The sequence below is a fragment of the Cylindrospermopsis sp. CR12 genome (assembly GCF_001432185.1).
GTDB classification, from domain to species: Bacteria; Cyanobacteriota; Cyanobacteriia; order Cyanobacteriales; family Nostocaceae; genus Raphidiopsis; species Raphidiopsis raciborskii.
Map to the genome: position 1 here is coordinate 39,140 of NZ_LMVE01000106.1, position 25,119 is coordinate 64,258.

The following is a 25,119-nucleotide window of genomic DNA, read 5'->3' on the forward strand; positions in this document are numbered from 1 at the left end:
GAATCCTTAGCATTTTTTTAATCCACTGTAAATTATCAAACTGTTATCTATAGTTCAGTTCTGTATGTTCAATCACAATTCGCCAATTTTTCTGTTTCTAGGAGGTTTTGAAAATTAACAATTCCGAGATATATATAGGAGATATATAATAGTACGTGATTGGGTAATAAATGACTAACTTACAAGAACGCGGACATCTTTTAACAGAACAGATAAATCCTCATAGTTTAAATCTAGACCAAATTAATGCTCTGGAACTGGTAGAGTTATTCAACAACGAAGATCAAAAAGCTTTATCTGCCATAGCTGGTGCTAAGATGGAGTTGGCAGCAGCTATTGAACAAATAGCCCCAAGGCTACATCAAGGGGGACGTTTGTTTTATATTGGTGCGGGTACAAGTGGGAGATTAGGGGTATTAGATGCGGCCGAGTGTCCACCCACTTTCTGTACATCTCCGGATTTAGTACAGGGGATTATTGCTGGTGGTGCGGGTGCTTTGTTACGCAGTTCCGAAGGTTTGGAAGATTTGGCAGAGGATGGGGAAAATGCTATCATTCAACATGAGGTAAATTGCCTCGATGTGGTGGTAGGTATCACTGCTGGAGGAACTACCCCCTATGTTCATGGTGCATTACATGGCGCACGTCAACGGGGTGCTTTAACAATTTTTATTGCCTGTGTTCCTGTACAACAGGTTCCGGTTGAAGCAGATGTGGATATTCGCCTATTAACTGGACCAGAAATTTTGGCTGGTTCAACCCGCTTAAAAGCTGGTACGGCTACCAAGTTGGCTTTGAATATACTTTCTACCGGTGTGATGGTCAAATTGGGCAAGGTCTATGGTAATCGCATGGTAGATGTCGCTGTTACTAATCAAAAACTACATGACCGCGCTTTAAGGATATTAGGAGATTTGACTGACCTAAATAGGGAAGCAGCTGAGACTTTACTAGAAAGAAGTGGTAAGTGGGTAAAACTGGCTTTGCTGATGCACTGGAAAGATTTGGATAGGGAGGAGGCTCAACAGCTACTAGCAGCACATAAAGGTAATTTACGTGCTGCTGTGAACAGTTTTTAAAATTCCAGTTTTCTGATATATCTGATATGATAGTGGGTTAGACTCCTTTTAAGTAGTAAATATAGCATTGAGTGTATGAGCAAGGGAACTCTATTTGACAAAGTTTGGGAAATTCACACCGTGGGCACACTTCCATCAGGACTCACCCAACTGTTTATCGGACTCCATCTTATCCATGAGGTTACCAGTCCCCAAGCCTTTGCTATGCTCAAGGAAAGGGGTCTCAAGGTATTGTTCCCACACCGAACTGTGGCTACGGTAGATCATATTGTCCCTACGGATAACCAAGTACGTCCTTTTGTGGACAATATGGCAGAAGAAATGATCCGGGCCTTGGAAAAAAATTGTCAAGAAAATGACATCACTTTTTATAATATCGGTTCGGGAAATCAGGGTATAGTCCATGTGATTGCACCAGAATTAGGATTGACACAACCAGGTATGACTATTGCCTGTGGAGATAGTCATACATCTAGTCATGGTGCCTTTGGAGCGATCGCTTTTGGAATTGGCACAAGTCAGGTGCGTGATGTTTTGGCTTCTCAAACTTTAGCGTTATCAAAACTCAAGGTGCGAAAAATCGAGGTGAATGGGAATCTTCTCCCAGGAGTTTATGCCAAGGATGTGATATTACATATTATTCGCACCCTGGGAGTAAAAGGTGGTGTGGGCTACGCCTACGAATATGCGGGAACCACTTTTGCCCAAATGAATATGGAAGAAAGAATGACCGTTTGTAATATGGCTATTGAGGGCGGTGCCAGGTGTGGATATGTAAATCCCGATGAAATTACTTATGAGTATTTAAAAAATAGAGACTTTGCTCCCCAAGGAGCAACCTGGGAAGAAGCCCTGGAGTGGTGGCAATCTCTACGGAGTGATGTGGATGCGGAATATGATGATGTAGTAGTATTTAATGCGGAAGATATTCCACCCACAGTCACCTGGGGAATTACACCTGGTCAGGGAATTGGGGTAGATGAAAAAGTACCCGCCGCCCAAGACCTACCAGAAGAAGATAGGTTTGTAGCGGAGGAAGCCTACCGTTATATGGATCTTTACCCTGGTCAACCCATTCAAGGAACAAAAATAGACGTTTGTTTTATTGGTAGTTGCACTAATGGACGCATCAGCGATTTGAGGGAAGCAGCTAAAATTGCCCAAGGTCGTCAAGTTGCACCGGGTATGAAGGCCTTCGTGGTTCCTGGATCGGAAAGGGTGAAAAAACAAGCTGAAGCTGAGGGTCTAGATCAAATCTTTATTCAAGCAGGTTTTGAATGGCGCGAACCAGGATGTTCCATGTGTTTGGCTATGAACCCTGACAAATTACAAGGAAGACAAATTAGCGCCTCCTCCTCTAATCGTAACTTTAAGGGTAGACAGGGTTCCGCTTCTGGTCGCACCCTGCTCATGAGTCCTGCTATGGTAGCAACGGCTGCTATTAAGGGTGAAGTTGCTGATGTGCGCGAACTTTTAACAGAAATGTAATTAAAGTTAATTAATGATCATAAACATGCTAAATCAAATTAACAAAATCAGCGATCGCGCCCTACCTTTAGTGGGAGACGATATTGACACAGATAGGATTATACCTGCCCGCTACCTAAAAGCCATCACCTTTGACGGTTTAGGGGAGGGAGCATTCATAGATGATCGAAAAGCCTTAAATGGTCAACATCCCTTTGATCTTCCCCAATATCAAGGGGCGAAAGTATTAATAGTCAACCGTAATTTTGGCTGTGGTTCATCCAGGGAACACGCCCCCCAAGCATTGGCTAAATGGGGTATTAGGGGGATTATTGGTGAAAGCTTTGCTGAAATCTTTTTTGGTAACTGTGTAGCTATGGGTATACCCTGCGTCACTGCTGAATCTGCCATAGTTAGACAACTACAAGAACTAGTTACTGCTGATCCTCAGGCATTGCTTACCATAGATGTGGAAAATTTGCAAGTACAAATTCACGATTTAACCCTACCCGTATTCATGGGTCAGGGAACAAAAACTGCCTTTGTGTCGGGAACCTGGGATGCTTGTGGACAGTTAGTAGCTAATGCGGTCCAGGTAACAGCGGTGGCAAGTCAGTTACCCTATATTGCCTGGGGATTTGCTAACTGAGTGCTATTAAGATTTCATTCAGATTCTTGACCATAGAACAAAAAGTTCTAAACTGAAAGGAAATAACCCTATTTGCTTTCAAGTGATCATTTAAAGGGAACATATCATGGTTCAACGCGGTTCTAAAGTTCGTGTCCTTCGTCCCGAGTCCTACTGGTTTCAAGAAGTAGGTACTGTTGCTTCCGTAGATAAAAGTGGCATTAAATATCCTGTGATTGTGCGTTTTCCTAATGTCAATTACAGTGGTGTGAATACCAATAATTTCGCTCTGAGTGAGTTATTGGAAGTACAACCACCCAGTAAATAAGACCACTGGCTGTAGGTATAAGCACTACTCATCAAACTTTATTCAGCTCCAGGTGTATTGACCACGCCTCCAGGAATTTATTGATTATTCTCTTGGTAATCCTCTAAATAAGTAATTAAGCAGTGCTAAACTTACTTGTTTGGGGGAAGGTCAAATTTGTTAATCTCAAGGAACTGAATTATTTGAGCTTACAAAAAGCACCCACCCACTTATGCCTGAATTGCCGGAAGTTGAAACAGTCCGCAGGGGTTTAAATCAATTAACTCTCCATCAACCGATTACTAGTGGAGAAGTTTTGCTTGCAAGGACTGTCGCTTATCCCTTTGCTGCTGACCAGTTTATTGGAGATCTTAAAGGTAGCACCATTGAATCCTGGATCCGTTGCGGGAAATATCTACTGGCCGAGCTTTCTTCTTCTGCTTGGTTGGGTGTACATTTGCGCATGACTGGACAATTGTTATGGTTAAATCGAGAGGAACCATTACATAAACACACCAGGGTAAGATTGTTTTTTGGTAAGGAGCAAGAACTACGGTTTGTAGACCAACGTACTTTTGGTAAAATGTGGTATATTCCAAGTGGGGTAGTGAGGGAGAAAATCATAACAGGTTTAGGCAACCTGGCAATTGACCCCTTTGCTGTAGAGTTCACACCTGAATATTTGGCTACTAAACTGGCAAAGGTTCGTCGTCCCATTAAAACCGCCCTATTGGATCAGTCTATAGTAGCAGGTTTAGGAAATATTTATGCTGATGAAGCCTTATTTAAAAGTGGTATTTTACCAACTACTATCTGCACAAACATAGATGAAAACCAGATAAGGAGTTTAAGAATGGCCATAATTGAGGTTCTATCAGCTAGTATAGCTGCTGGTGGCACCACTTTTAGTAACTTTTTGAATGTCAAAGGTGTAAATGGCAATTATGGTGGTGAAGCTTGGGTATACAACCGAGCGGGAGATCCCTGCAAGGTTTGTGGTAGCATGATCCAAAGGACTAAACTGAGTGGGCGTTCTAGTCACTTTTGTCCTCAGTGTCAAAGTTAGATAGATTAGTGTATTATGGTTTGTTATTAAGTTTTTCATAATTACCGCAATTGCATTAATATAACTAATATAACTGGAGTAGTATAAAAAATGTGTGGAATCGTTGGTTATATAGGCACTCAAACAGCAACGGAAATCCTACTATCTGGACTGGAAAAACTAGAGTATAGAGGCTATGATTCAGCTGGAATTGCCACAGTTGGGGAAGGTAGTATTAATTGCGTGCGAGCCAAGGGTAAACTAGTAAATTTACGCTCCAAGCTAGAACAAATAGAAAACCCAGCTCAACTAGGTATAGGTCATACCCGCTGGGCAACCCATGGTAAACCTGAAGAATATAATGCCCACCCCCATCAAGATACTGCTCTACGCATTGCCGTGGTGCAAAATGGTATTATAGAAAACTACCGCGAACTGCGAGAATATTTAAAGACTTTAGGTCATGAATTTCGTTCGGACACGGATACGGAGGTAATTCCCCATCTGTTTGCGGAATGTTTAAAGCATGTTTTATCTCCTAATAACTCTAATCATAACTCCAGTTCAGCATTTTTAGATGCAGTGTTAGCAGCAGTGGGTAAATTAGAGGGAGCTTTTGCGATCGCTGCTATTTGTGCGGATTTTCCCGATGAGTTGATAGTGATTCGTCAACAGGCGCCTTTAGTTATAGGTTTTGGACAAGGGGAGTTTTTCTGTGCTTCCGACACCCCAGCAATAGTTCCCTATACCCGTGCGGTATTGACTCTAGAGAATGGAGAAATTGCTCGGTTAACTCCTTTAGGGGTTGAGGTTTATAATTTTGCCGGAAATAGATTAAAGAAACACCCTCGTACCCTGGATTGGAATCCAATCATGGTGGAGAAACAGGGTTTCAAGCATTTTATGCTCAAAGAAATATATGAGCAACCAGGGGTAGTCAGAACTTGCTTAGAGACCTATTTTCCTAATCACTCCCACACACCGGTAAACTTAGGACTACCAGAAGAATTGTACACGGATCTGGCACAAATTCAAATAGTCGCTTGTGGAACAAGTTGGCACGCAGCATTGGTTGGCAAATACCTATTAGAGCAGTTGGCAGAAATTCCTACTCAAGTGCAATATGCTTCAGAATTTCGGTATGCACCATCACCATTAATGGCTAATACCCTAACCATTGGTGTTACCCAATCGGGAGAAACTGCTGATACCCTAGCAGCTTTGGCGATGGAAAGGGAACGGAGACTGGGTAAATCAGGGGGATATGAAGCTCGACTATTGGGGATTACCAACCGTCCAGAAAGCAGCTTGGGACAAATGGTGGGTAGTTTGATTAATACCCATGGAGGGATTGAAATTGGTGTAGCAGCGACTAAGACGTTTATTGCCCAGTTAATGGCTTTTTATGGTTTGGCCTTGGATTTGGCTTATCGTCGTCAGACTATTGGTTTACAAAGGATACAGGATATTATTACCGGTTTACGTCAATTACCTATAGAAATTGAAACCATTTTAGAAACCCAGGAAAAATATATTGAACAACTGGTGCATGATTTTTCGGAAACCCGGGATTTTATTTTCCTGGGACGAGGTATTAATTTTCCTATTGCTTTGGAAGGAGCTTTAAAGTTAAAAGAGATTAGCTATATCCATGCTGAAGGATATCCCGCAGGAGAAATGAAACATGGACCAATTGCTCTGTTGGATGCTAAAGTTCCCGTAGTGGCGATCGCCATGGGTGGTAGTGTATATGAAAAGGTGATTTCCAATGCGCAAGAAGCAAAAGCAAGGGATTCCCGACTCATAGGGATAACCTCTGTCAATGATGGAGAAGCAGCAGAAATATTTAATGATTTAATACCTGTTGCTAATGTGGAGGAGATTTTATCACCTATCTTGACGGTCATTCCCCTGCAATTGTTAGCCTATCACATTGCAGCGCGTAGGGGTTTAGATGTAGACCAACCTAGGAATTTGGCTAAATCTGTGACGGTAGAGTAACTCCTTATATTCTCATCTTCTCCTATTTCATGCTGAAGGTAATAGACACCACAGCTGTGATGTCTTTGTCAATGGAGGATGTATCATAAATTCCCGAATCACTCACATCCGTAGAGTTACGGGCAGTAATTTGAAATACTCCTGTCTGCGCACTCCTCACGGAACCTACCTGACCACCAGCACTGTCAGCAATGGCTTTGGCCCTAGCCTGGGCATCTTTGGTAGCTTCGGCTACCATTTCTACTCGTAATTTACTTAATTGTGTATAGAGGTATTCTGGTGGTTGTACGGTGAGATTAATTCCCTCGTTAATTAACTCTGTAGACTTTTGAGATAATTGACTGTATTTGTCCACATCCTGAGAGCGGATTTGTAGGTTTTGAGTTAACTTATGGGCTAGGATCCGACCTGTTTCTCTACCATTTTCAGCAATTTCCGGAATTATCATCGTTTCCACAGGACTGCTGGTAATTGCTGCATCGGGAACACCGTTTTCTTTGAGATATGCTTGGACTCTTACAGTTTGATTTTTGAGATCTTTAAATGCTTCCTCTATGGTTGGTTTTTGACTAACTAGGGCTAATCTTAAAACAATATAATCAGAGCGAATTGGGCGCTTGGCTGAACCAGTCACAATTAACACATCGTTAGCTTTTTTAAAATCTAGAATTGCTCTAGAACCAATCCAAGTGCTGATGACCAAAGATAAAGAAATTAGGCCGAGCCCAGCTAGCAGCTGAGGAAAACTTTTGGCAGTGGTAGTTTCTGACTGTGTCACCGGTTTTCACTCTACTTTAACTATTGATGACTATTGAAAAAAAACCATTAAAAAACAATTTATCATTCAGCTATACAACAGGCGATCGCGGATAGATGTTAAATGTTCTTGGGAGTTAACTGGACATCTAGGTGCTGGTAAATCACTATTAGGCCAGGTGAGCATGTAGTAACAGGGACAGGAGTTTGATGGCAGTCCTATGGTCTTAATGGGGACTGGCATTGCACAGCGTCCACAGGGTAAGATTTCCCAGCTAGGTGTTAACAATTGGGCTATGGTTTCTTGGGTTCCCTCTAAATAACAATCGCGGGTTTCTAAGGATAGAATTTCTTGCCAACAGTTTTCAAACTCTTGACTATAGCGATCGCCTTTTAAAACGGTACTTGGTAAGAAGCTGTGATGGTTTTGACCAACTATAACCTTTTTACCTAATTGAAACCAGTGGGCCAGGTATTTTTTGACTTCTTGTTTGTTTGCCATAATCCCTATTTTAATCACTAATTCCGTAATTGAACTTGTCAATGTTGAATTCCTTCTTAAGATTTCACCTGTGGTAGAGCAACACCCAAAATACTCAAATTCAAAACATAACCTCCAGTCACCAGGTAGACCGTGTGAGAAATTCTCCCCAACTGACGTACCAACCCACCCAACCGATCCCGAAATTTACGCCCTGTGGGGTAAGCTGGGACCACACCCCAACCGGTTTCTTCTGCTACAAATAGCAAATCCCCATCTACCAAAGGTAGGTCTGCCAAAAATTCCTCCAGAGTTTTTTCCCAACTGAGATCATCCTGCTCTAAACAATTGGCCACCCAGGTACCCAGAGAATCAATTAAAATACAGGTGTCAGCTGTTTGATTCTTCAAACTCCCTGTCAGTTCCCTGGAAACACACATAGTTACCCAAGTTTTTGGACGACGTTGCTGATGTTTTTCAATGCGTTGTTGCCATTCCAGATCATGGGGATTCTCATTAGCAGTGGCTATATAAACTACCTTTTTCCCTGACTCGATGGCTAAATTTTCTGCCCATTCGCTTTTTCCTGAACGTGCTGGACCAGTAACTAGGATAATTTTTCCCATATTTGCCATTATATATTTGATTGCATGTTGTTACAAAGAAAACCCAACCCATGTCTATTGTAAATTGATAAACAATAGGAAAAAATTATATTTGGTGGCAAGCAAGATAAGTTTTTTTATGGTTGAAGGGTTGGAAATGTGGTATTATGGTACAGGTGTCGAGTTATTTACAAGAAGGATGACTATAGCTATGTTGCTTAGACATCGTCCCTCCTTTCCTCCCGAAGCTAAATCGGCGGTATCCAGGAGAGAAGAAAGATGAAACCAGGCTTGAAACGGATTGAGGCAACTTTACATGATTTAGGGATCCGTAATCCTGAGTCACTATCAGCAAAATCCCCAGCTAAAAAACGACCTTTCTCCTTTAGGGTTAGCTTGGGTAGCGATACTACCCAGTTAAACAACACCGGTCAAGAAACTGTTGATATAAACAGCAATAAAAAAATCAACTCCCAACTTCAAGAGCACATATCATCTTCAGTCCCAACCTTCCCTACCCAAGATATTGACAGCAAAACTCCGGACTTACCTAAATTCAAAACCCCTAGTTTTAGTAATCATAGACACAGTGCCAATCCTGGGTTTACAATCGGTCTTTTGCAAGAGATACAACAAACCGTGGTAGCTTGGCAGGGTGAGTTAGAAATAATTCTCCAGCAAATTCAAGATATTTACTTAGAAGGTCAGGTGATTAATGGTTGGCTAGAATCCAATACCCAACCAATGGAAGGAACTGCAACCCTGCGTCATGGGGAAATTGAAGCTATTTTGGACTATGTACAGAAGATTTCTCAGTCAGAAGTGACAGTCAACCAATCATCTCGCACAGACTATCGTCTTTGTGGTGTGGATGCTAATGGTCAACTTTGGTCACGTCCTTGTTCTGTAGAAGAAGTTCCTAGTATTAGCATAGCTATAGCACGCTACCAAAAGTTACGCCATCTCCTGGGACGTAAACTCTATTTAGAGAGTCGTTTGACTAAGTTATCTGAAACATTGGTTGATTTGCAGGGTGGTTTAAAATAGATATAGAATCTCCACCGCCCTTTTAGGGCGGTCATTCTTATTTATCAAACTAAAATCCTAAGAACAGAGATATTTTTTCCCACCAGGAAGTATGGAAATCACCCACAGACAACCTCATTTTTTGACGGATGTCATCGATTTTCCAATTGGTTAATCTGGCTAAATTCTGCGCTTCTTGTTCAAACCTGCGGGGTAGGGAGGCCTTATATGTTTTCCCTGCAGAACATTCCAATTTGCCATTAAAGGGATGAGTTAAAACATAACGACCTTGAAATGACTCTTGGTTAGAAGTGGTTTGAAATATCAAATCTTCTGAGAATTTATCCCTAGTGTAGCGAACATGTAACCGGGTAATATAAGCATTAGTTTCTGAGGAAGCAAAACCAAAGTTGGGTGCGATACGATTGTAATTATTACCTCTTTCATCTAACCAAAACACTCCCGCTTGTTTTAGTTCTTCTAAATTGAGAGGTTCAGCGGAACAAGGATCGCAATTACCCATGTCCCACGCATATTCTAAAAAGGCGACTTTCCTGTCTTCTTGAAGGTAAGAATTTTGGAACATGGCTTTGTAAAAACTACCAAATTCATCTTTAATGAAAAGGGGGATATTAGTATCCGAAGGAATTTTTACTGTGCGGTAGTTAGTAACCTCTGCTTGTCCCTTGGGGGAGATGATATAAACAATTAAATCTTGTTCGGTAGTAGCATTAATCATTCCCAATCGAATGGGCAAAATAAACTTGGGGGACTCGTATGCAATTTGTAAAGGGCGCAAAAACTGATAACCAGATTGCTCAAACTTGTCCAAATTTACCTTGGCTACAAAGAATTTCATCCCGGAACGAACGTAGGGTTGCAGTAACCGATTTGCACCCCTAGGGATTTTGTAACCATTCCGATTTAACCAAGTTTCTAATCCATCTGACTCTTTCGCACTGAGAATCACAATATCATATTCGCCTACGTTAAATTGGGCTTCAATAGTTACCCCCAATGTGTTATCCCCTAGTATTTTCTCCATTGCGGGAGGTCGTGTTGACCTTGTCTCTGGTATTACACCTGATGAATCGTAATACCTCCTCCTACAAGGATCTTGATCAAAGTACTCCACTAATCGAGGAGCAGTAAAAGCATCTAACCGCTGAATGATTTTCGGGTCAGGTACGCGTACTTGGCGTTCTTGAATAATTGTGGGTACGGGAACAACTACGGCAAAATCTTTTATATCACCCTGAAAATCATTGGCCATTGTCAACACGGTTTTTGTGCCGTCCCTAGCTATAATTACTTGGGAAGCTTGATTGTATAATCTGGTATCAGCTTTGGCAACATAAAACCCACAAAAGGCCCAAGCTGTGGGAGCAAAGGAAATTAAGACCAAAATCGCCATTAATGGCATAAACAATATGAGTCTTGAGCAGTATCTGACGAAAAAGTTGAAACAAGTCTTGTTCATATTTTTGGTAGTTGCTAATTAGATGGGGAATTGGACTAGTACAAAACGTTCTATTTTTTATCCCCAATACCTGACCAAGAGAACTGAGGACTAAACCAAAGCACATCAACGACCATGGTCAAGGGCGCTAGACTAAACAAAGCCCAAAAGACTGCCGTGGGAAGGTAAAAATAATTACGCAAAACAAAAGTCACTAGGGCAATCAATGCAGACCAAAGGATGCGTCCAGTAGTAGTATTAGGTATAGAGCGAGGATCGGTGACCATGAACAAAGCAAATAGTAATAAAGATCCACTGGCCAACCGATGTAAATAAACATCCCAGGTCCAACCTAACCAAAGATTACGAAGAGCTTCCAATAGGGAATATACGCCCAAAAAAGCTGCTGTTGTATCCCAACGACCAACCTTGTTTAAAATCATACTTCCACCTCCCACAAACAACAGACCATACCACCACTCTTCCCCCCACTGACCAGGAGATACCCATGCATCAGAGGTGAGAGATAGGGCAGTAACAATACCGAAATTGGCGGGATTAAAGAAGTGTTTATCACGGACTTGAAAAACAAATTTGCTACCTATTGCTGTTGTAGCAGCTAAAACTATTGTTGTCCACTGGTCAGATCTCAGCAATAAACTAATTCCCAGGGAGGTAATTAGGGGACTGCGGATATTGATCTTTGTTGTTGGTAAAATGATGGAAGATAATATCCATTGGGTCAATAAGCAAGTGACTAGAGAAACTAAAATGAATTGTGGATGGAAGGTCCAATCTCTTGTGCTAATTCCTAAAATTAGGAATAGACCGAGAAACAGAATTTGGTAGTCTCGAACATCTTGCAGCATGGTGATCTAACAAATCTTCACATCCTGCAATTTTACCCCAAAAACCTTGGCAAAACACTCAGCTACCCGGGGACGTACTGCTAAACAGTCAATATCGGGAATCCACTCAGCTAAACTGCCAACCTTTTTATCTTTAATCCCACAAGGTACAATCTTTTCAAAACCTGTCATGTCAGGACAAACATTTAAAGCAAACCCGTGCATAGTTACCCAACGACTGACTTTAATCCCTATAGCAGCAACTTTTTTGCCTTCTACCCAAACACCCGTTAAACCGGAGATCCTTTCCCCTACTAAACCATAACTGGCTAAAACATCAATTAATACTTGCTCCAGTTGGCGCAAGTACCAATGTAGGTCTTGACTATAACGACGCAAGTTTAAAATCGGATACCCTACCAGTTGTCCTGGACAGTGGTAGGTCACTTCCCCACCTCTTTCTACTCGATGCACGTTATACTCACTTTTGTCAAGATCAAATTTGAGAAAGTTAGGATCTGCACCCTGTCCCAAGGTGTAGACTGGAGGGTGTTCTACCAGAATAATTACATCCTCTAAATCACTATTCTCAATCCGCTCCTGGAGTAACTGTCTTTGCCATACAAGAACATCAAAGTATGGTTTTAATCCCTCATTATACAATAAACAACGATGTGGGGAGATTGGCGAATTATCATTCATGACTAAATATAGACTATATAGACCTTTATAGGGCGATCGCTCTATTTACCAGCAGTCAGGACAAAAAAATGTCAAGTAATGCAAAGTATTTTAAAGTAAAGTCAACGAAGTAACTTTCTTACAGAAAAGGTGTTAACCTAAACATATAGAATATATAACCTCAAAGATGTTGGGAGGAATAATCGGCAATCAGCGTCTCTTATATGTGGGAGCGTAATTTTAGATCTCCACGATTTAAGAAAATAAACAAGTTTAGCGGGAGAGTTTACATGAACCTTGTCATCCACGGCAAAAATATTGAAATCACCGATGCAATACGTGAGTATGTACATCAAAAAATTGAAAAAGCAGTTAGTCACTTTCAAAACATCACAAATCAGGTAGATATACACCTAAGTGTTGCTCGCAATCCTAGAATTAGTACCAAGCAAGCAGCAGAAGTAACAATTTACGCTAATGGTAGTGTGATTAGAGCGGAAGAGAGCAGTGAGAGTCTATATGCGAGTATAGATTTGGTAGCGGATAAAATAGCACGTCAGTTGCGTAAGTATAAAGAGAGAAGGCAAGAGCATAAAACCCAGCCCATACCCACAAATGAAGCATTAGTTCCTGAACCAGTGACCGATTTAATAGCTGGTCGAACTCCTGAACTACCTGGTGAGGTAGTAAGAACCAAGTATTTTTCTATGCCACCTATGACTCTGGCCCAGGCGCAGGAACAGTTACAGTTGGTGGGACATGATTTTTACATGTTCCGCAATGCGGAGAGTGGAGAAATCAATGTGATCTATGAACGTAATCATGGTGGATATGGGGTAATTCAACCCCGTAACGGAAATGGACACACCAACGGTAAAACCGCTAGCACTTCTGAAAAGTCTAAAGTAGTGCACTAGGGAGAATTGTGGAGACTGGTGATAGGGTAAATAATTCACCCATCACCAATCAATATTATTGTTATATGGAAGAAAGCTGTTGGAGTTTTTTCAGGCTTTCTTGAACGTGACCGTTAAAGTTTAGCATAGAGTCAAACACATATTGCACAATGCCATTTTGATCGATGATATAGGTTACCCGACCAGGTATGAAACCAAAAGCAGTGGTTGCTCCGTATTGTTTTCTAACTTGATCGCCTGGATCGCTCAATAGGGTAAAAGGCAAATTGTATTTGGTTGCGAATCTTTGGTGAGACTCCCTAGAGTCACCACTGATACCGATGACCTCCGCGCCAGCAGTTTTAAATACTTCATATTGGTCTCGGAAGGCGCAAGATTCCGCAGTGCAACCGGGGGTGTCGTCCTTAGGGTAAAAATAGAGGACGACCACCTTTTTGCCGCGAAAATCTCTCAAGCTGATGGTAGAGCCATTTTGAGAAGTTAGACTAAATTCTGGTGCAGAATCCCCGATTTTGATGGACATATTTAAAAGTTAACTAGACTGATTAAAATTCTACAATATAATCTTCATAATCTTCCCGGTTTCTAACCGCTCATTAATGTCTACCCAGACCTTAACAATCTTGGTAGGTCGAACAGCAGCCAACCCCAAAATAATATAATCTCTATGCGTCTAATCTCTTTAGATGTTTTTCGTGGCTTGACAATTGCAATGATGATTATTGCTAATATGGCAGGTGTTGTACCAGACGTCTATCCTTTTCTTTCCCATGCACCATGGAACGGTTGTACGCCAACGGACTTGGTTTTTCCCTTTTTTTTATTTATTGTTGGGGTGGCTATGAGCTTCTCCCTATCTAAATATAGTTTGGAGAGTAAGTTAGATAACTTGGTTTATTTCAATTTGTGCCGTCGTGCAGTAATACTATTTACTTTAGGACTGCTACTAAACGGTTTTTGGAATCAAGGCGTTGGCAGTTTTGATTTACAAAGTTTACGAGTGATGGGGGTATTGCAAAGAATTGGTTTAGCCTACTTGTTTGCTTCTTTAATAGTTTTAAAATTACCAGAAAAAACTCAATGGGCATTAGCAGGAATACTGCTGATATTTTATTGGTTGACCATGATGTATATTCCTGTTCCTGATTATGGTGCGGGTATGCTCACCCAAGAGGGAAATTTCGGGGCGTTTATTGATAGATTAATTATTGCTAAACCCCATTTATATGCAGGAGATGGGTTTAACTTCAGGGGTGATCCAGAAGGGTTGTTTAGTACCATTCCCGCAATAGTCAATGTTCTCTTTGGGTATTTTGCCGGACAATGGATAAGAAAAAGCACCATTAACTCCCATACTAGTATGGATTTAGTCCTGTGGGGACTATGTAGTTTAGTCGTGGGTATGATTTGGGATGGTCTATTTCCCATTAATAAAAAACTCTGGACAAGTTCCTACGTTTTGTTTAGTACTGGTTGGGGGTTAGTTTTTTTGGCAGCGTGTTACGATCTAATAGAGGTGAGAAAAATTAAACGTTGGAGTAAAGGATTTGAAATCATTGGACTAAATGCGATCGCCCTGTTTGTTGCATCAGTTTTTCTCATTAAAGTCACCGTAAAATTGAAAATTGGTGAAGGAGATAATGCCATAAGCGTATACAATTGGATTTACCGCAATCTGTTTGCTTCCTGGGTAGGTAATACCAACGGCTCATTTTTATTTGCACTTGCTACCCTATCATTGTGGTACGGTCTAGCATTTTTCATGTATCGACAACGTTGGTTTATCAAAGTATAGGGAATACGGAATAAAGTGGAGGTATAACCATGGAAGTGAAAGAACTACTAAATAGATACGCTAGGGGAGAAAGAAACTTCAATGGTATTTGCTTGCGAGCAGTCAATCTCAGGGGGGTTAATTTAGGTGGTATTGACTTTGCTAGAGCAGATCTAAGTTGGTCCGATATGACGGGAATTTCCCTGAGTGGAGCGAATTTAAGCCAAGCCAATCTGCGAGGTGCAAAACTAGAAAATGCCCATTTATCGGAAGTAATTTTGTGCGGAGCTGATTTGACACAGGCTATACTAATCAATGCTCATTTAAATGAGTCCGATCTTAGTGGAGCATTACTAGTAGATGCCAATTTGTGTGATGCTGATTTACATCAAGCATCAATCACAGCTGCCAACTTACAAAGCGCCAAATTGAATGGCGCAAAAATGGGCGGTGTGCGGATGTGGAAAGCTGACCTACAAGGAGCGGATCTAACCGGTGCGGATTTAAGTGAAGCCAACATGTGTGGAGTTAATTTGTCTATGGCAAATTTAAGTGCTACTGATATGAGTGAAACTTTTTTAACCGGTGCGATTATGCCAGATGGTAGTCTTCACAGTTAGTCCTGCACTCGGTATAATATATAGGTACGGAAGCTTATGCAGTGATTAAATCAAATGATATTGTCATTGCTAAAGATTAGATTGATCTACCCCTAGTTACTGACCATGATGCAGTATCCCGATTTAGAAAAAGAATTAAAAAAATACTTTGGTTATGACCAATTTCGTCCCGGACAAAGACAAATTATAGAAGATGCACTAGAAAACCGTGATTTAATGGTAGTTATGCCCACGGGAGGTGGAAAATCCCTATGTTTCCAATTACCAGCTCTTTTGAAACCAGGTTTAACAGTTGTAGTATCTCCCCTGATAGCATTAATGCAAGATCAGGTGGAAGCACTAAGAAATAATAATATTTCTGCCACTCTTATTAATAGCAGTCTCACTACTTATCAAGTTCGCTCTCGGGAAGAAGCGATCATGAATGGTAAGGTGAAATTATTATATGTAGCTCCAGAAAGATTAGTCAGCGAGAGATTTTTGCCCATTTTAGATGTGGTTAAAGAAAAATTTGGCCTGGCTAACTTTGTTATTGATGAAGCCCATTGTGTTTCTGAGTGGGGTCATGATTTTCGTCCAGAATATAGACAATTAATCTTGTTGAGGAAGCGATTTTCTCATGTTCCCACCATAGCTCTAACCGCAACTGCTACCGATAGAGTGAGAGCTGATATCATCCAACAGTTGGGATTGAAACAACCAGCGGTTCACATTGCTAGTTTTAACCGACAGAACCTGTACTATGAAGTGCGGCCTAAAAATAGAAATTCCTATGGGGAAATATTAGAAATTATTAAAGAAAATGAGGGTTCGGGAATTATTTACTGTCTAACCCGTAAGAACGTAGATGAACTAACCTTAAAACTACAGAATAGTCAAATTGCTGCTTTACCCTATCATGCAGGTTTAGTTGATCACGAAAGAGCCAAAAACCAAACTCGATTTATCCGTGATGATGTGCGAATTATGGTGGCAACTATTGCCTTTGGCATGGGTATTAATAAACCTGATGTACGGTTTGTCATTCACTGTGACTTGCCCAGAAATTTAGAAAGTTATTATCAGGAGTCAGGTCGCGCTGGAAGAGACGGGGAACCCTCTCGATGCACCTTATTTTTTAGTTTTGGTGATGTGAAAACCATTGAATGGAGTATAGGTAAGAAAACCGATCCCCAAGAACAGCTGATTGCTAAACAGCAGTTAAGACAAGTGATAGATTATGCTGAAGGAACGGACTGTAGACGCACAATTCAATTGGGGTATTTTGGGGAAAGATTTCCTGGTAGTTGTGCTAATTGTGATAATTGCCGTTATCCCAAACCCTTGCAAGATTGGACTGTGGAAGCAATGAAGTTTTTATCTTGTGTAGCACGATGTCAGGAAAAATATGGTATGAATTATATTATTGATGTGTTAAGAGGGACGAAAAATCAAAAAATTTCTTTGCATAAACATGATCAACTTTCTACCTATGGTATCGGGAAAGATAAAACAGCAGATGAATGGAAAATGTTATGCAGATCTTTGTTGCACCAAGGGTTATTGGAACAAACTAATGATGGCTATTCGGTGTTAAAATTAAATGCTTTAAGTTGGGAGGTGATGCGAAAACAACGACAAGTTTCAATTGCTGCTCCCGTATATCAAAAGGCTGATTTGGTCGCTGTTAATACTAAGGCTTTAGATATAGAAGCTCTGATGAATGAACTCAGACAGCTACGAAAACAAATTGCTGACGAACTGGGTTTAGCTCCCTATATTATTTTTCAAGATTCGACCTTACGACTAATGGCTCAAATCAAACCCAGAACTCTAGAAGAGTTAGGACAAATTTCTGGGGTGGTTAGTTATAAGGTCAACCAATATGGAGAAAGGTTTTTGGCAGTTATTCAATCCTATATTCAAGAACAAAGTTGGCAACCACCAAAAAAGAGTGATGATGATCTAATAACTAATACAGAATCAACTACCTTGGAATTGCACCAGCAAGGATTCACTATTGAACAAATTGCCCAAAAACGGAATATGAAAACTGCCACCATTATTCGTCATCTGTCAGACCTGATAGAAAAAAAACAACCTGTTGATTTGAATTTGTTAATACCTTTGGATAGACAAAAGAAAATTTGGCAGGTCATAGATGTTTTGGGTGACATTAATTTAACCCCCATTCGAGATTATTTGGGTGAGAGTTATAGCTATAATGAGATACGCCTAGTCAGAGCTAGATGGCGAAGGGAAAATCCTAAAAATCTATCCCCTAAATAGGGTTTTAAGCCACAGTTTTTAAAAACTACTGTTGGAGTAGGAAAAGCCATCTCTTGTACTGCTTCCCTTGCAGTATGGGATTTGGGGGTTTTGGTTTGCTCTCTATTCTGTTCTTATGAATGGGAAACACAATTGAGATCAGTTTAGGCAAAACCATGCAAGCAACTGCGTTGAATAACGTAAAAGTGACGACATCCATTAGACTCATAGATGATTCCCCCTTAATTTGGTCTTTATTGCCTCGATTTGCCTAAAATTTAGACATTATTTAATCATCAACCATAATTCTAAGATTAGACCAACCATTTAGTTTTAAATTTCTTTTATGACCTATAAGTAAATTAAATGATTTGAGCTATGTAGGTTGGAATGTCCCTAATTGAAGGATTTACGAGTTTTTGTGTCACTACTTCCATGAATTTTTCAGTTTCTCATGTTCCCGGTAAGAAGAACATCGCTCACAAAACTGGGGACTAAACTTGCACCATTGACTACCTGTTAATTTATAAACTGTACAATAAGGAAAACTCGTGATTCCACTGTGGTTTCTATCCCTCTCAAGATGATTATTTTTTCCAGATGAGAACAAAGATAAAAATTTGGGTAAAATCAAGCAAATAACAGCACTAACAATACTGGCTAATAGCCCCCCAATTATAACTATTATTAATCACCTCCTTGATTAGTTTAGATTTCCACCCAAAAACCACTACCCCACTATTATATAATATGCCATCATAAACTATTTCTGTATACCATTTGTCAATTATGCAACTTCAGCCTCCTTTTTTATCTACCTTTACAGATCGAGAAAAAAAGGCAATACAAGATTTGACTAGTTATTCTGGTATCCATTCCTTACCAGAAATATGGCCATTAGCAGCTCAACATTTTCGCGATATCACTGCTCTATATAACCCCCATAGCAAACCAGAGGTCAAAATCACCTACTCCCAATTGTGGGATCAAATCCAGCGTTTTGCCATAGGTTTACAGGTCTTGGGGGTAAACAAAAATGATGATGATCCCCACCCCCCACGCATTGCTCTCATAGCAGATAATAGTCCCCGTTGGTTTATTGCAGACCAAGGTATTATGACTGCTGGAGCAGTGAATGCAGTTCGTAGCTCCCAAGCTGAAAAGAATGAATTACTATACATTATCTCCCACAGTGGTAGTACGGTTGTGGTAGTTGAAGATGTTAAAACGTTAAATAAGCTAGAACCTGATTTGGCTGAGCTACCAATTAAGCTGGTCATTTTACTTTCTGATGAAACGGATATGCCTGAGTGGAATACCTTGCCTATTATAGAAACCTATTCGGTGATGAATTTTACTCAGCTGTTAAATCTGGCTAATGATCATACTTTGACTCCTGTCACAATTTCTGGTCATGTTTTAGCAACCTTGATTTACACTTCCGGAACTACGGGTAAACCCAAGGGTGTTATGCTTTCCCATAACAACTTATTACATCAGGTTCAAACCCTGGGAACTATAGTTCAACCCCAACCTGGTGATGTGGCTTTAAGCATTTTACCAACCTGGCACAGTTATGAGCGCAGTGGCGAATATTTTTTACTTTCTCAAGGTTGTACACAAATATATACAAATTTGAGAATGATTAAAGAAGACCTAAAAAGGTTTAGACCTAACTTTATGATTGCCGTGCCCAGACTGTGGGAGTCAATTTATGAAGGGGTGCAAAAGCAGTTCCGTAGCCAACCAGTGAAAAAACAAAAACTAATTCAATTCTTGCTGAAAATGGGTCAAGAATATATTTTTGCTCGACGTGTTGCCCAGGGATTAAGTTTAGAGCATATTGGTGCTTCAGAATGGATAAGATGGGCAGCAAAAATTAAGCAATTAGTCTTATCACCATTACAAATATTGGGGGAAAAGTTAGTTTATGCTAAAGTGCGAGAAGCTACAGGAGGAAAAATCAAGCAGGTGATTAGTGGAGGTGGGGCACTGCCTAGACATATAGATAACTTCTTTGAAATTATCGGGGTGGAGATTTTACAGGGTTATGGATTGACGGAAACTTCACCGGTGACTAATGCTCGTCGTATCTGGAGAAATTTACGCGGATCCTCGGGACAACCAATAGCAGGAACTCAGGTGAAGATAGTTCACCCAGAAACAAAAGACCCTCTACCTCCGGGGAAAATTGGCTTAGTTCTACTTAAAGGTCCCCAGGTGATGGAGGGCTATTATCAGAATTTGGAAGCTACAAGACAGGTTATTGACAATGATGGTTGGTTTAATAGCGGTGATTTAGGTTGGGTAACACCTGAAAATGACTTGGTGCTAACTGGTAGAGCTAAGGATACTATTGTATTAAGCAATGGTGAAAATATTGAACCCCAACCTATAGAAGATGCTTGCTTGCGATCGCCCTATATTGACCAAATTATGCTGGTAGGACAAGATCAGCGCAGTCTTGGTGCTTTAATAGTTCCTAACCTGGATGCTTTGGAAAAATGGGCGGAAGTTGAGAATATCAATTTACCTACTCAGGATGATTCCACGGAAAATGAAGATCAAAAAATCGGTCAAAAAATTGACTTAGAGAACAAAATAATTCAGGATTTATATCGGAAGGAATTAAATAGGGAGGTGCAAAATCGTCCAGGTTATAGGGTTGATGACCGCATTGGGCCCTTTAAGCTAATCCCGGAACCCTTTTCCATGGAAAATGGCATGATGACCCAAACCATGAAAATTCGTCGTCATGTTGTGGCACAAAAGTATGGTGATACTATTGACAGCATGTTTGTCAAGTAGGTCTAATTAAAAACAATTACAAACTAGTTAGGGTAAACCTATAATCTTTATGGAACTATCGAATCTGGAATTAATGCTCAAACGTGTTGTTAACGTGAAGGTGATTGTAACTCCACTATGGAAAGAGGAAGTACAACAACAATTGCAAGAACAGATCAACCAAACAGATCAGCAGTTGCAACAACTTGACATGGAAGGACAAAGAACAATTAGTGTTATTCAAAAACAGAGTCTGCAACCCCCCGGTCCCCAAACTCTACAACAAATCGACAATGTTCAACTACAAATTAACCAGAAGAAAAGCGAGTTGTTGGAACAGAAGAACCAATTATTGCAAAACCTTCAGCAAGTACAGTATTTGGATTTGGAGCAGGAGGTCAATCAGTTTCAAATGGAAAGTTTTTTCCAGGTGAAAACTGGTGATAATCTGATTAGTAAAATGCAGGTTGAAATCGTTCTTCGTGATGGTGTGATTGAAGAGATTCGTGGTGAAGTCTAATCACAGTCCTGACTAAGATCATCCTGGGTTAGATCCTGAGAAAAACAATCTCTTTGGGATCCAGCCCAGATCACCTCCCATACTTGTGGTGAATTTACTAACAGCGATCGCCCAAAGCGACTCATTTCAACACGATATTTAGTGGTGTTGACCACGCTATTTTTAGCTGGTGAGGGTTTGATAATTGTAACCAAGGCCTGATTAGGTTGGGGATACACTACCTGCACTTGTATTTTTTTATGAGAATCTTTACCTTCATCAATCATATTTAAAGCTATAGTAGCAGGGTCACTTCCTATCAAAAGAGAATTTACTGTTTCTAAAGGAATTATGTGGTAATCAGAACGTTCCAAGTTTATTCGTGCTTCATCGGGATTTATTTGCTTAGGGATTATTTGTGGCTGTCCATGGGCGGATAGGGTCAACCTTATAGAAGGTTGATGCTGAATCCAATAAAGTCCAGCAGTACTAATGAAAGTACCTAGGGCAAAAATTAAAAAAAACTTGAGTCTTGCTAACATGGTTGTGTGTGTGAGAAAGCGGAAGACAGTAACTTGTATCAGAGTGGGTGGCCCAACACGACTATAAGTCAATTAGGATCTCCCATTATTGAACCACCCATTGCACCATACAATTTACTATATGGATATTTCACACCAAGTTTAAGTTCCCGTTAAGTCCCAGTTAAGTTCCACCCTGACCTAAATGTTTGGCGAAAAATTCCCTTGGTGAGCTACAATTTGATTTGGGAACATACGTTAAATTCCACTCAAAAAATTACCAAATTGATTCTAAAGCCACCATTATGAGCATTCATGAAGTATTTATGCCAGCCCTAAGTTCCACCATGACGGAAGGAAAAATAGTCTCTTGGGTCAAATCACCAGGAGATAAAGTGGAAAAAGGTGAAACAGTGGTGGTTGTTGAGTCAGATAAGGCTGATATGGATGTAGAGTCTTTTTATGAAGGATTTCTAGCCCATATTCTCGTTCAAGCTGGTGAAACTGCTCCCGTTGGCGCAGCGATCGCTTATGTGGCCGAAACCCAAGAAGAAATTACCAGTGCTAAGATTCTTGGAGGTGGAGCTAGTGCGGTGACACCCACTTCCCCAGTAGCACCGGTAAGTGCATCTGTGGTTCCAGTACCTATAACAGTTTCCCAAAACGGGTCAAATCATCAACAGGGTAGGTTAGTGGTTTCTCCTCGCGCTCGTAAGCTGGCTAAGGAACTCAAGGTTGATTTAAATAATCTCCAAGGTAGTGGTCCTTATGGTCGAATCATTGCGGGAGACATAGAAGCTGCTGTGGGCAAACAACCCACTAGCCCTGTTATCAGTACCATTCCTACTATTCCATCTACCCCACCAGCTATACCAACAAAATCAGTACCATCCGTGGTTAATTCTGGTCAAGTAGTACCATTAACTACTTTACAGAATGCCGTGGTACGTAACATGATGTCCAGCCTATCTGTACCTACATTTCATGTTGGCTATACCATTACCACTGATGGTCTAGATAAGCTGTACAAGCAAATCAAATCCAAGGGCGTAACCATGACAGCCCTTTTAGCTAAAGCTGTAGCAGTTACCTTACAAAAACATCCTTTACTTAATGCCAGTTATTCAGAACAAGGAATTGTCCATCACCCCCAGATTAATGTTTCTGTAGCTGTGGCCATGGATGATGGTGGTTTAATTACCCCGGTTTTACAGAATGCGGATCAAATAGATATTTACTCCCTGTCGCGGAACTGGAAATCTTTAGTAGATAGAGCTAGAGCTAAACAACTGCAACCCGAGGAGTACAGCACGGGTACATTTACTATCTCTAATTTGGGTATGTTCGGTGTGGATACCTTTGATGCGATTTTGCCACCGGGACAAGGTGCCATTTTAGCAGTTGGAGCTGGGCGTTCCCAAGTTGTAGCTACTGGAGATGGTTCATTTGCTCTCAGACAACAAATGAAGGTGAATATTACCTGTGACCACCGAATTATTTACGGTGCCCATGCAGCTGCTTTCCTCCAGGATTTGGCAAAGTTGATTGAAACCGATCCCCAATCTCTCACAGTTTAGTTCTTAATAGTTTAGAGACGTTGGGTATTCAACTGCAACGTCTCTATATATAATTAGAGTGGGAACTAGTTCCTACCTAGCCATTTTTGACCGTTGAGACGGTAAACTAGACGGGATACCAGCAAGTCAAGGGTGATCTTACGCTCGTCTATTAAGAAGGACTCCAGCGTGCTGGGTTTTTTCCCTTCATGACAGGAAAACCCCTTTTTACCTTGAATGTCTTGGTCGGGAAAGTAAACATTAAACTGTTTAGACCCGTTTTGCCAAGAACCAATGATTTGCCAACACTCCTGGGAAGAATCAAAACCAACAATGGCATATTTCTGCTTGGCAAAGGTCAATTTTACGTCAGAAATACCTTCCTGGGCGATCGCTTTTTGTAAAGCAGGTAAGTAGTGTTCTTGCATAAACTCCTCAAATGGCTTATCTTCCACTGCTGGGGGTTTTTCTTTTTTAGCTACGGGTTTTTGGTTTGTTTCTTCCACCATCACATTGTCCTCTATTGTGTCCATACTTATATTTATTATTCCATATCAATCCGTTTGCTTACCAAAAAAACCACCCTAGGAAATGGGTGGCATTTTGAATGTTTAGGCAGGTGTTAGAAAAATCACTTGATTAAGGCTAGACACATACTGGCCAAAACCGCACCAATCATATAAAACACGCCCACCACCTGCAATTCAGACCAACCAGATAATTCCAGATGATGGTGTAAAGGAGCCATCTTGAATAATCGCTTGCCCTTGCCATCCGGTCCCTTAGTTGCTTTGTAGTAACTCACCTGTGCCATTACAGATAGAGTTTCTACAAAAAATATTCCACTTAAAATAAACAGTCCTACCAAATTATTAGTTAAAAGGGCCACTGCACCTAAAGCACCGCCTAAAGCGAGGGAACCAGTGTCACCCATGAAAACTCGAGCGGGATTGCGATTATGAGCTAAAAATCCCAGACAACTACCACTCACCGCTGCACAGAAGATCATTAAACTGGGTGCGGTGGGAGCAATCAACGCTCCTAAACCCAAAATGGCGATCGCCACTGTTCCCCCAGCTAACCCATCAACTCCATCAGTCAAATTAGTAGCATTGCTTTCCGCGACTAGCACAAAGGTAGCTAAGGGCCAAAACATGAATCCTAAAGGTAAAGAAAAACCCACCCAGGGCAAAACTATATTTGTTATACTAAAGTCTCCCCTTAAAATCATCCACACACAAAAACCAATGGCAAAAACAATTTGTAAAATCAATTTTGTTTTGGGGGATATACCCTTGTTGGATTTCCTCAGCAGGATTTGCCAATCGTCTATCCAACCTATGGTTCCGTAAGCAAGTGTTAAAGCGGAAACAGCCAATACATCTTGAGCAAAGTTGGAAAGCACACAAGCTACTAGCAGGGCCACGGGTATGAAAAATACACCACCCATGGTGGGAGTACCCGCCTTCTTTAAATGGGCCTTGGGTCCATCTTCTCGAATAATTTGCCCAGTTTTTAACGCTTGCAACAGTGGCACAACCCATAAACCAGCTACTGCACTACCCAAAGCACTCAGTAAAAATGGCATGGTTAAAGAGTTGGATTGCCAAAAAGCCCTATTTCCTAGACCATCTACAACTAGGGTGGCACAAGTCATAGCTGCTGCTAAAACCGATGCTAACCCGATCCCGGAAATACTCAATCCTTGGTTGGGAGATAATTTTGCGTCCACAGAAATTTTTCCTTCACTCCACACTTAAAAAAATTCAAACGTTTAACCTTGGTCACCAGGAAGAATAAAACCTATCCTAATCT

General features: G+C 40.8%; 24 protein-coding genes. 14 read left to right on the forward strand and 10 right to left on the reverse strand.

The genetic code is table 11. The annotated features are described in order from the left end of the window. Positions 1 to 170 precede the first annotated feature (170 nt). The 6 genes from murQ to glmS all read left to right on the forward strand — a co-directional run bounded on the left by murQ (position 171) and on the right by glmS (position 6,527). Positions 171 to 1,079, forward strand: coding sequence for an N-acetylmuramic acid 6-phosphate etherase (gene murQ / locus ASL19_RS11900; protein ID WP_057178514.1), 909 nt, complete (start codon positions 171 to 173; stop codon positions 1,077 to 1,079). 75 nt (positions 1,080 to 1,154) lie between these two features. Continuing rightward, a complete protein-coding gene (gene leuC / locus ASL19_RS11905; protein ID WP_057178515.1) occupies positions 1,155 to 2,567 on the forward strand; it encodes a 3-isopropylmalate dehydratase large subunit in 1,413 nt (470 codons plus the stop codon). A gap of 25 nt (positions 2,568 to 2,592) precedes the next feature. Further along, complete coding sequence (gene leuD, locus ASL19_RS11910) at positions 2,593 to 3,195, forward strand: 3-isopropylmalate dehydratase small subunit (RefSeq protein WP_057178516.1); 603 nt, start codon at positions 2,593 to 2,595, stop codon at positions 3,193 to 3,195. A 106-nt stretch (positions 3,196 to 3,301) separates the two neighbouring features. Next, complete coding sequence (locus ASL19_RS11915; protein WP_006275840.1) at positions 3,302 to 3,502, forward strand: photosystem I reaction center subunit IV; 201 nt, start codon at positions 3,302 to 3,304, stop codon at positions 3,500 to 3,502. 211 nt (positions 3,503 to 3,713) lie between these two features. Beyond that, positions 3,714 to 4,547, forward strand: coding sequence for a DNA-formamidopyrimidine glycosylase (locus ASL19_RS11920; RefSeq protein WP_057178517.1), 834 nt, complete (start codon positions 3,714 to 3,716; stop codon positions 4,545 to 4,547). Between the two features lie 90 nt (positions 4,548 to 4,637). Beyond that, positions 4,638 to 6,527 carry a glutamine--fructose-6-phosphate transaminase (isomerizing) gene (glmS, locus tag ASL19_RS11925; RefSeq protein WP_057178518.1) on the forward strand — a complete coding sequence of 630 codons (1,890 nt, stop codon included), beginning with the start codon at positions 4,638 to 4,640 and terminating at the stop codon, positions 6,525 to 6,527. Between the two features lie 22 nt (positions 6,528 to 6,549). Here glmS and ASL19_RS11930 read toward each other — a convergent pair whose 3' ends face one another. The 3 genes from ASL19_RS11930 to cobU all read right to left on the reverse strand — a co-directional run bounded on the left by ASL19_RS11930 (position 6,550) and on the right by cobU (position 8,390). Further along, positions 6,550 to 7,305: an SIMPL domain-containing protein gene (locus tag ASL19_RS11930; RefSeq protein ID WP_057178519.1), complete on the reverse strand. Its 756-nt coding sequence runs from the start codon at positions 7,303 to 7,305 to the stop codon at positions 6,550 to 6,552. Between the two features lie 66 nt (positions 7,306 to 7,371). Next, positions 7,372 to 7,785, reverse strand: a complete 414-nt coding sequence (locus tag ASL19_RS11935) for a hypothetical protein (RefSeq protein ID WP_040007993.1) — start codon at positions 7,783 to 7,785, stop codon at positions 7,372 to 7,374. 56 nt (positions 7,786 to 7,841) lie between these two features. Beyond that, positions 7,842 to 8,390 carry a bifunctional adenosylcobinamide kinase/adenosylcobinamide-phosphate guanylyltransferase gene (gene cobU / locus ASL19_RS11940; protein WP_057178602.1) on the reverse strand — a complete coding sequence of 183 codons (549 nt, stop codon included), beginning with the start codon at positions 8,388 to 8,390 and terminating at the stop codon, positions 7,842 to 7,844. Positions 8,391 to 8,648: 258 nt separating this feature from the next. Between cobU and ASL19_RS11945 the strand changes: the two genes are divergently transcribed. Next, positions 8,649 to 9,416, forward strand: a complete 768-nt coding sequence (locus tag ASL19_RS11945) for a hypothetical protein (RefSeq protein ID WP_057178520.1) — start codon at positions 8,649 to 8,651, stop codon at positions 9,414 to 9,416. Between the two features lie 49 nt (positions 9,417 to 9,465). Here ASL19_RS11945 and ASL19_RS11950 read toward each other — a convergent pair whose 3' ends face one another. The 3 genes from ASL19_RS11950 to lipB all read right to left on the reverse strand — a co-directional run bounded on the left by ASL19_RS11950 (position 9,466) and on the right by lipB (position 12,404). Then, complete coding sequence (locus ASL19_RS11950; protein ID WP_369814509.1) at positions 9,466 to 10,818, reverse strand: DUF2330 domain-containing protein; 1,353 nt, start codon at positions 10,816 to 10,818, stop codon at positions 9,466 to 9,468. Positions 10,819 to 10,925: 107 nt separating this feature from the next. Then, positions 10,926 to 11,723: an RnfABCDGE type electron transport complex subunit D gene (locus tag ASL19_RS11955; protein WP_057178522.1), complete on the reverse strand. Its 798-nt coding sequence runs from the start codon at positions 11,721 to 11,723 to the stop codon at positions 10,926 to 10,928. A 6-nt stretch (positions 11,724 to 11,729) separates the two neighbouring features. Next, the gene (gene lipB / locus ASL19_RS11960; RefSeq protein ID WP_057178523.1) at positions 11,730 to 12,404 is read right to left on the reverse strand and encodes a lipoyl(octanoyl) transferase LipB; all 675 of its coding nucleotides are present in this window, start codon (positions 12,402 to 12,404) and stop codon (positions 11,730 to 11,732) included. 269 nt (positions 12,405 to 12,673) lie between these two features. Here lipB and hpf point away from each other — a divergent pair, with 269 nt between their 5' ends. Further along, on the forward strand, positions 12,674 to 13,300 hold the full coding sequence (hpf, locus tag ASL19_RS11965; RefSeq protein WP_006275849.1) for a ribosome hibernation-promoting factor, HPF/YfiA family: 627 nt from the start codon (positions 12,674 to 12,676) through the stop codon (positions 13,298 to 13,300). A 61-nt stretch (positions 13,301 to 13,361) separates the two neighbouring features. Here hpf and ASL19_RS11970 read toward each other — a convergent pair whose 3' ends face one another. Next, the gene (locus ASL19_RS11970; protein WP_057178524.1) at positions 13,362 to 13,823 is read right to left on the reverse strand and encodes a peroxiredoxin; all 462 of its coding nucleotides are present in this window, start codon (positions 13,821 to 13,823) and stop codon (positions 13,362 to 13,364) included. A gap of 144 nt (positions 13,824 to 13,967) precedes the next feature. Between ASL19_RS11970 and ASL19_RS11975 the strand changes: the two genes are divergently transcribed. The 5 genes from ASL19_RS11975 (at position 13,968) to ASL19_RS12000 (ending at position 21,248) form a co-directional block, all read left to right on the forward strand. Beyond that, positions 13,968 to 15,095, forward strand: coding sequence for an acyltransferase family protein (locus tag ASL19_RS11975; RefSeq protein WP_057178525.1), 1,128 nt, complete (start codon positions 13,968 to 13,970; stop codon positions 15,093 to 15,095). A gap of 29 nt (positions 15,096 to 15,124) precedes the next feature. Continuing rightward, a complete protein-coding gene (locus tag ASL19_RS11980) occupies positions 15,125 to 15,694 on the forward strand; it encodes a pentapeptide repeat-containing protein (protein WP_057178526.1) in 570 nt (189 codons plus the stop codon). Between the two features lie 105 nt (positions 15,695 to 15,799). Beyond that, a complete protein-coding gene (recQ, locus tag ASL19_RS11985; RefSeq protein ID WP_200959863.1) occupies positions 15,800 to 17,962 on the forward strand; it encodes a DNA helicase RecQ in 2,163 nt (720 codons plus the stop codon). 768 nt (positions 17,963 to 18,730) lie between these two features. Next, entirely contained in the window at positions 18,731 to 20,749 is a 2,019-nt protein-coding gene (locus ASL19_RS11995) for a long-chain fatty acid--CoA ligase (protein WP_200959864.1), read from the forward strand. A gap of 49 nt (positions 20,750 to 20,798) precedes the next feature. Further along, positions 20,799 to 21,248 carry a YlqD family protein gene (locus tag ASL19_RS12000; RefSeq protein WP_006275857.1) on the forward strand — a complete coding sequence of 150 codons (450 nt, stop codon included), beginning with the start codon at positions 20,799 to 20,801 and terminating at the stop codon, positions 21,246 to 21,248. On the opposite strand, the gene ASL19_RS12005 is transcribed toward ASL19_RS12000, so the two are convergent. Then, positions 21,245 to 21,841, reverse strand: a complete 597-nt coding sequence (locus ASL19_RS12005) for a hypothetical protein (RefSeq protein ID WP_082604691.1) — start codon at positions 21,839 to 21,841, stop codon at positions 21,245 to 21,247. The two genes, ASL19_RS12000 and ASL19_RS12005, sit on opposite strands and share 4 nt — an antisense overlap. Before the next feature lie 212 nt (positions 21,842 to 22,053). Here ASL19_RS12005 and ASL19_RS12010 point away from each other — a divergent pair, with 212 nt between their 5' ends. Then, positions 22,054 to 23,325, forward strand: a complete 1,272-nt coding sequence (locus ASL19_RS12010) for a dihydrolipoamide acetyltransferase family protein (protein ID WP_057178604.1) — start codon at positions 22,054 to 22,056, stop codon at positions 23,323 to 23,325. Positions 23,326 to 23,390: 65 nt separating this feature from the next. Here ASL19_RS12010 and ASL19_RS12015 read toward each other — a convergent pair whose 3' ends face one another. Together ASL19_RS12015 and mraY are read right to left on the reverse strand one after the other, a co-directional pair. Continuing rightward, a complete protein-coding gene (locus tag ASL19_RS12015; protein WP_057178530.1) occupies positions 23,391 to 23,837 on the reverse strand; it encodes a DUF2996 domain-containing protein in 447 nt (148 codons plus the stop codon). A 98-nt stretch (positions 23,838 to 23,935) separates the two neighbouring features. Further along, positions 23,936 to 25,036 carry a phospho-N-acetylmuramoyl-pentapeptide-transferase gene (gene mraY, locus ASL19_RS12020; RefSeq protein WP_057178605.1) on the reverse strand — a complete coding sequence of 367 codons (1,101 nt, stop codon included), beginning with the start codon at positions 25,034 to 25,036 and terminating at the stop codon, positions 23,936 to 23,938. Positions 25,037 to 25,119: the final 83 nt, after the last annotated feature.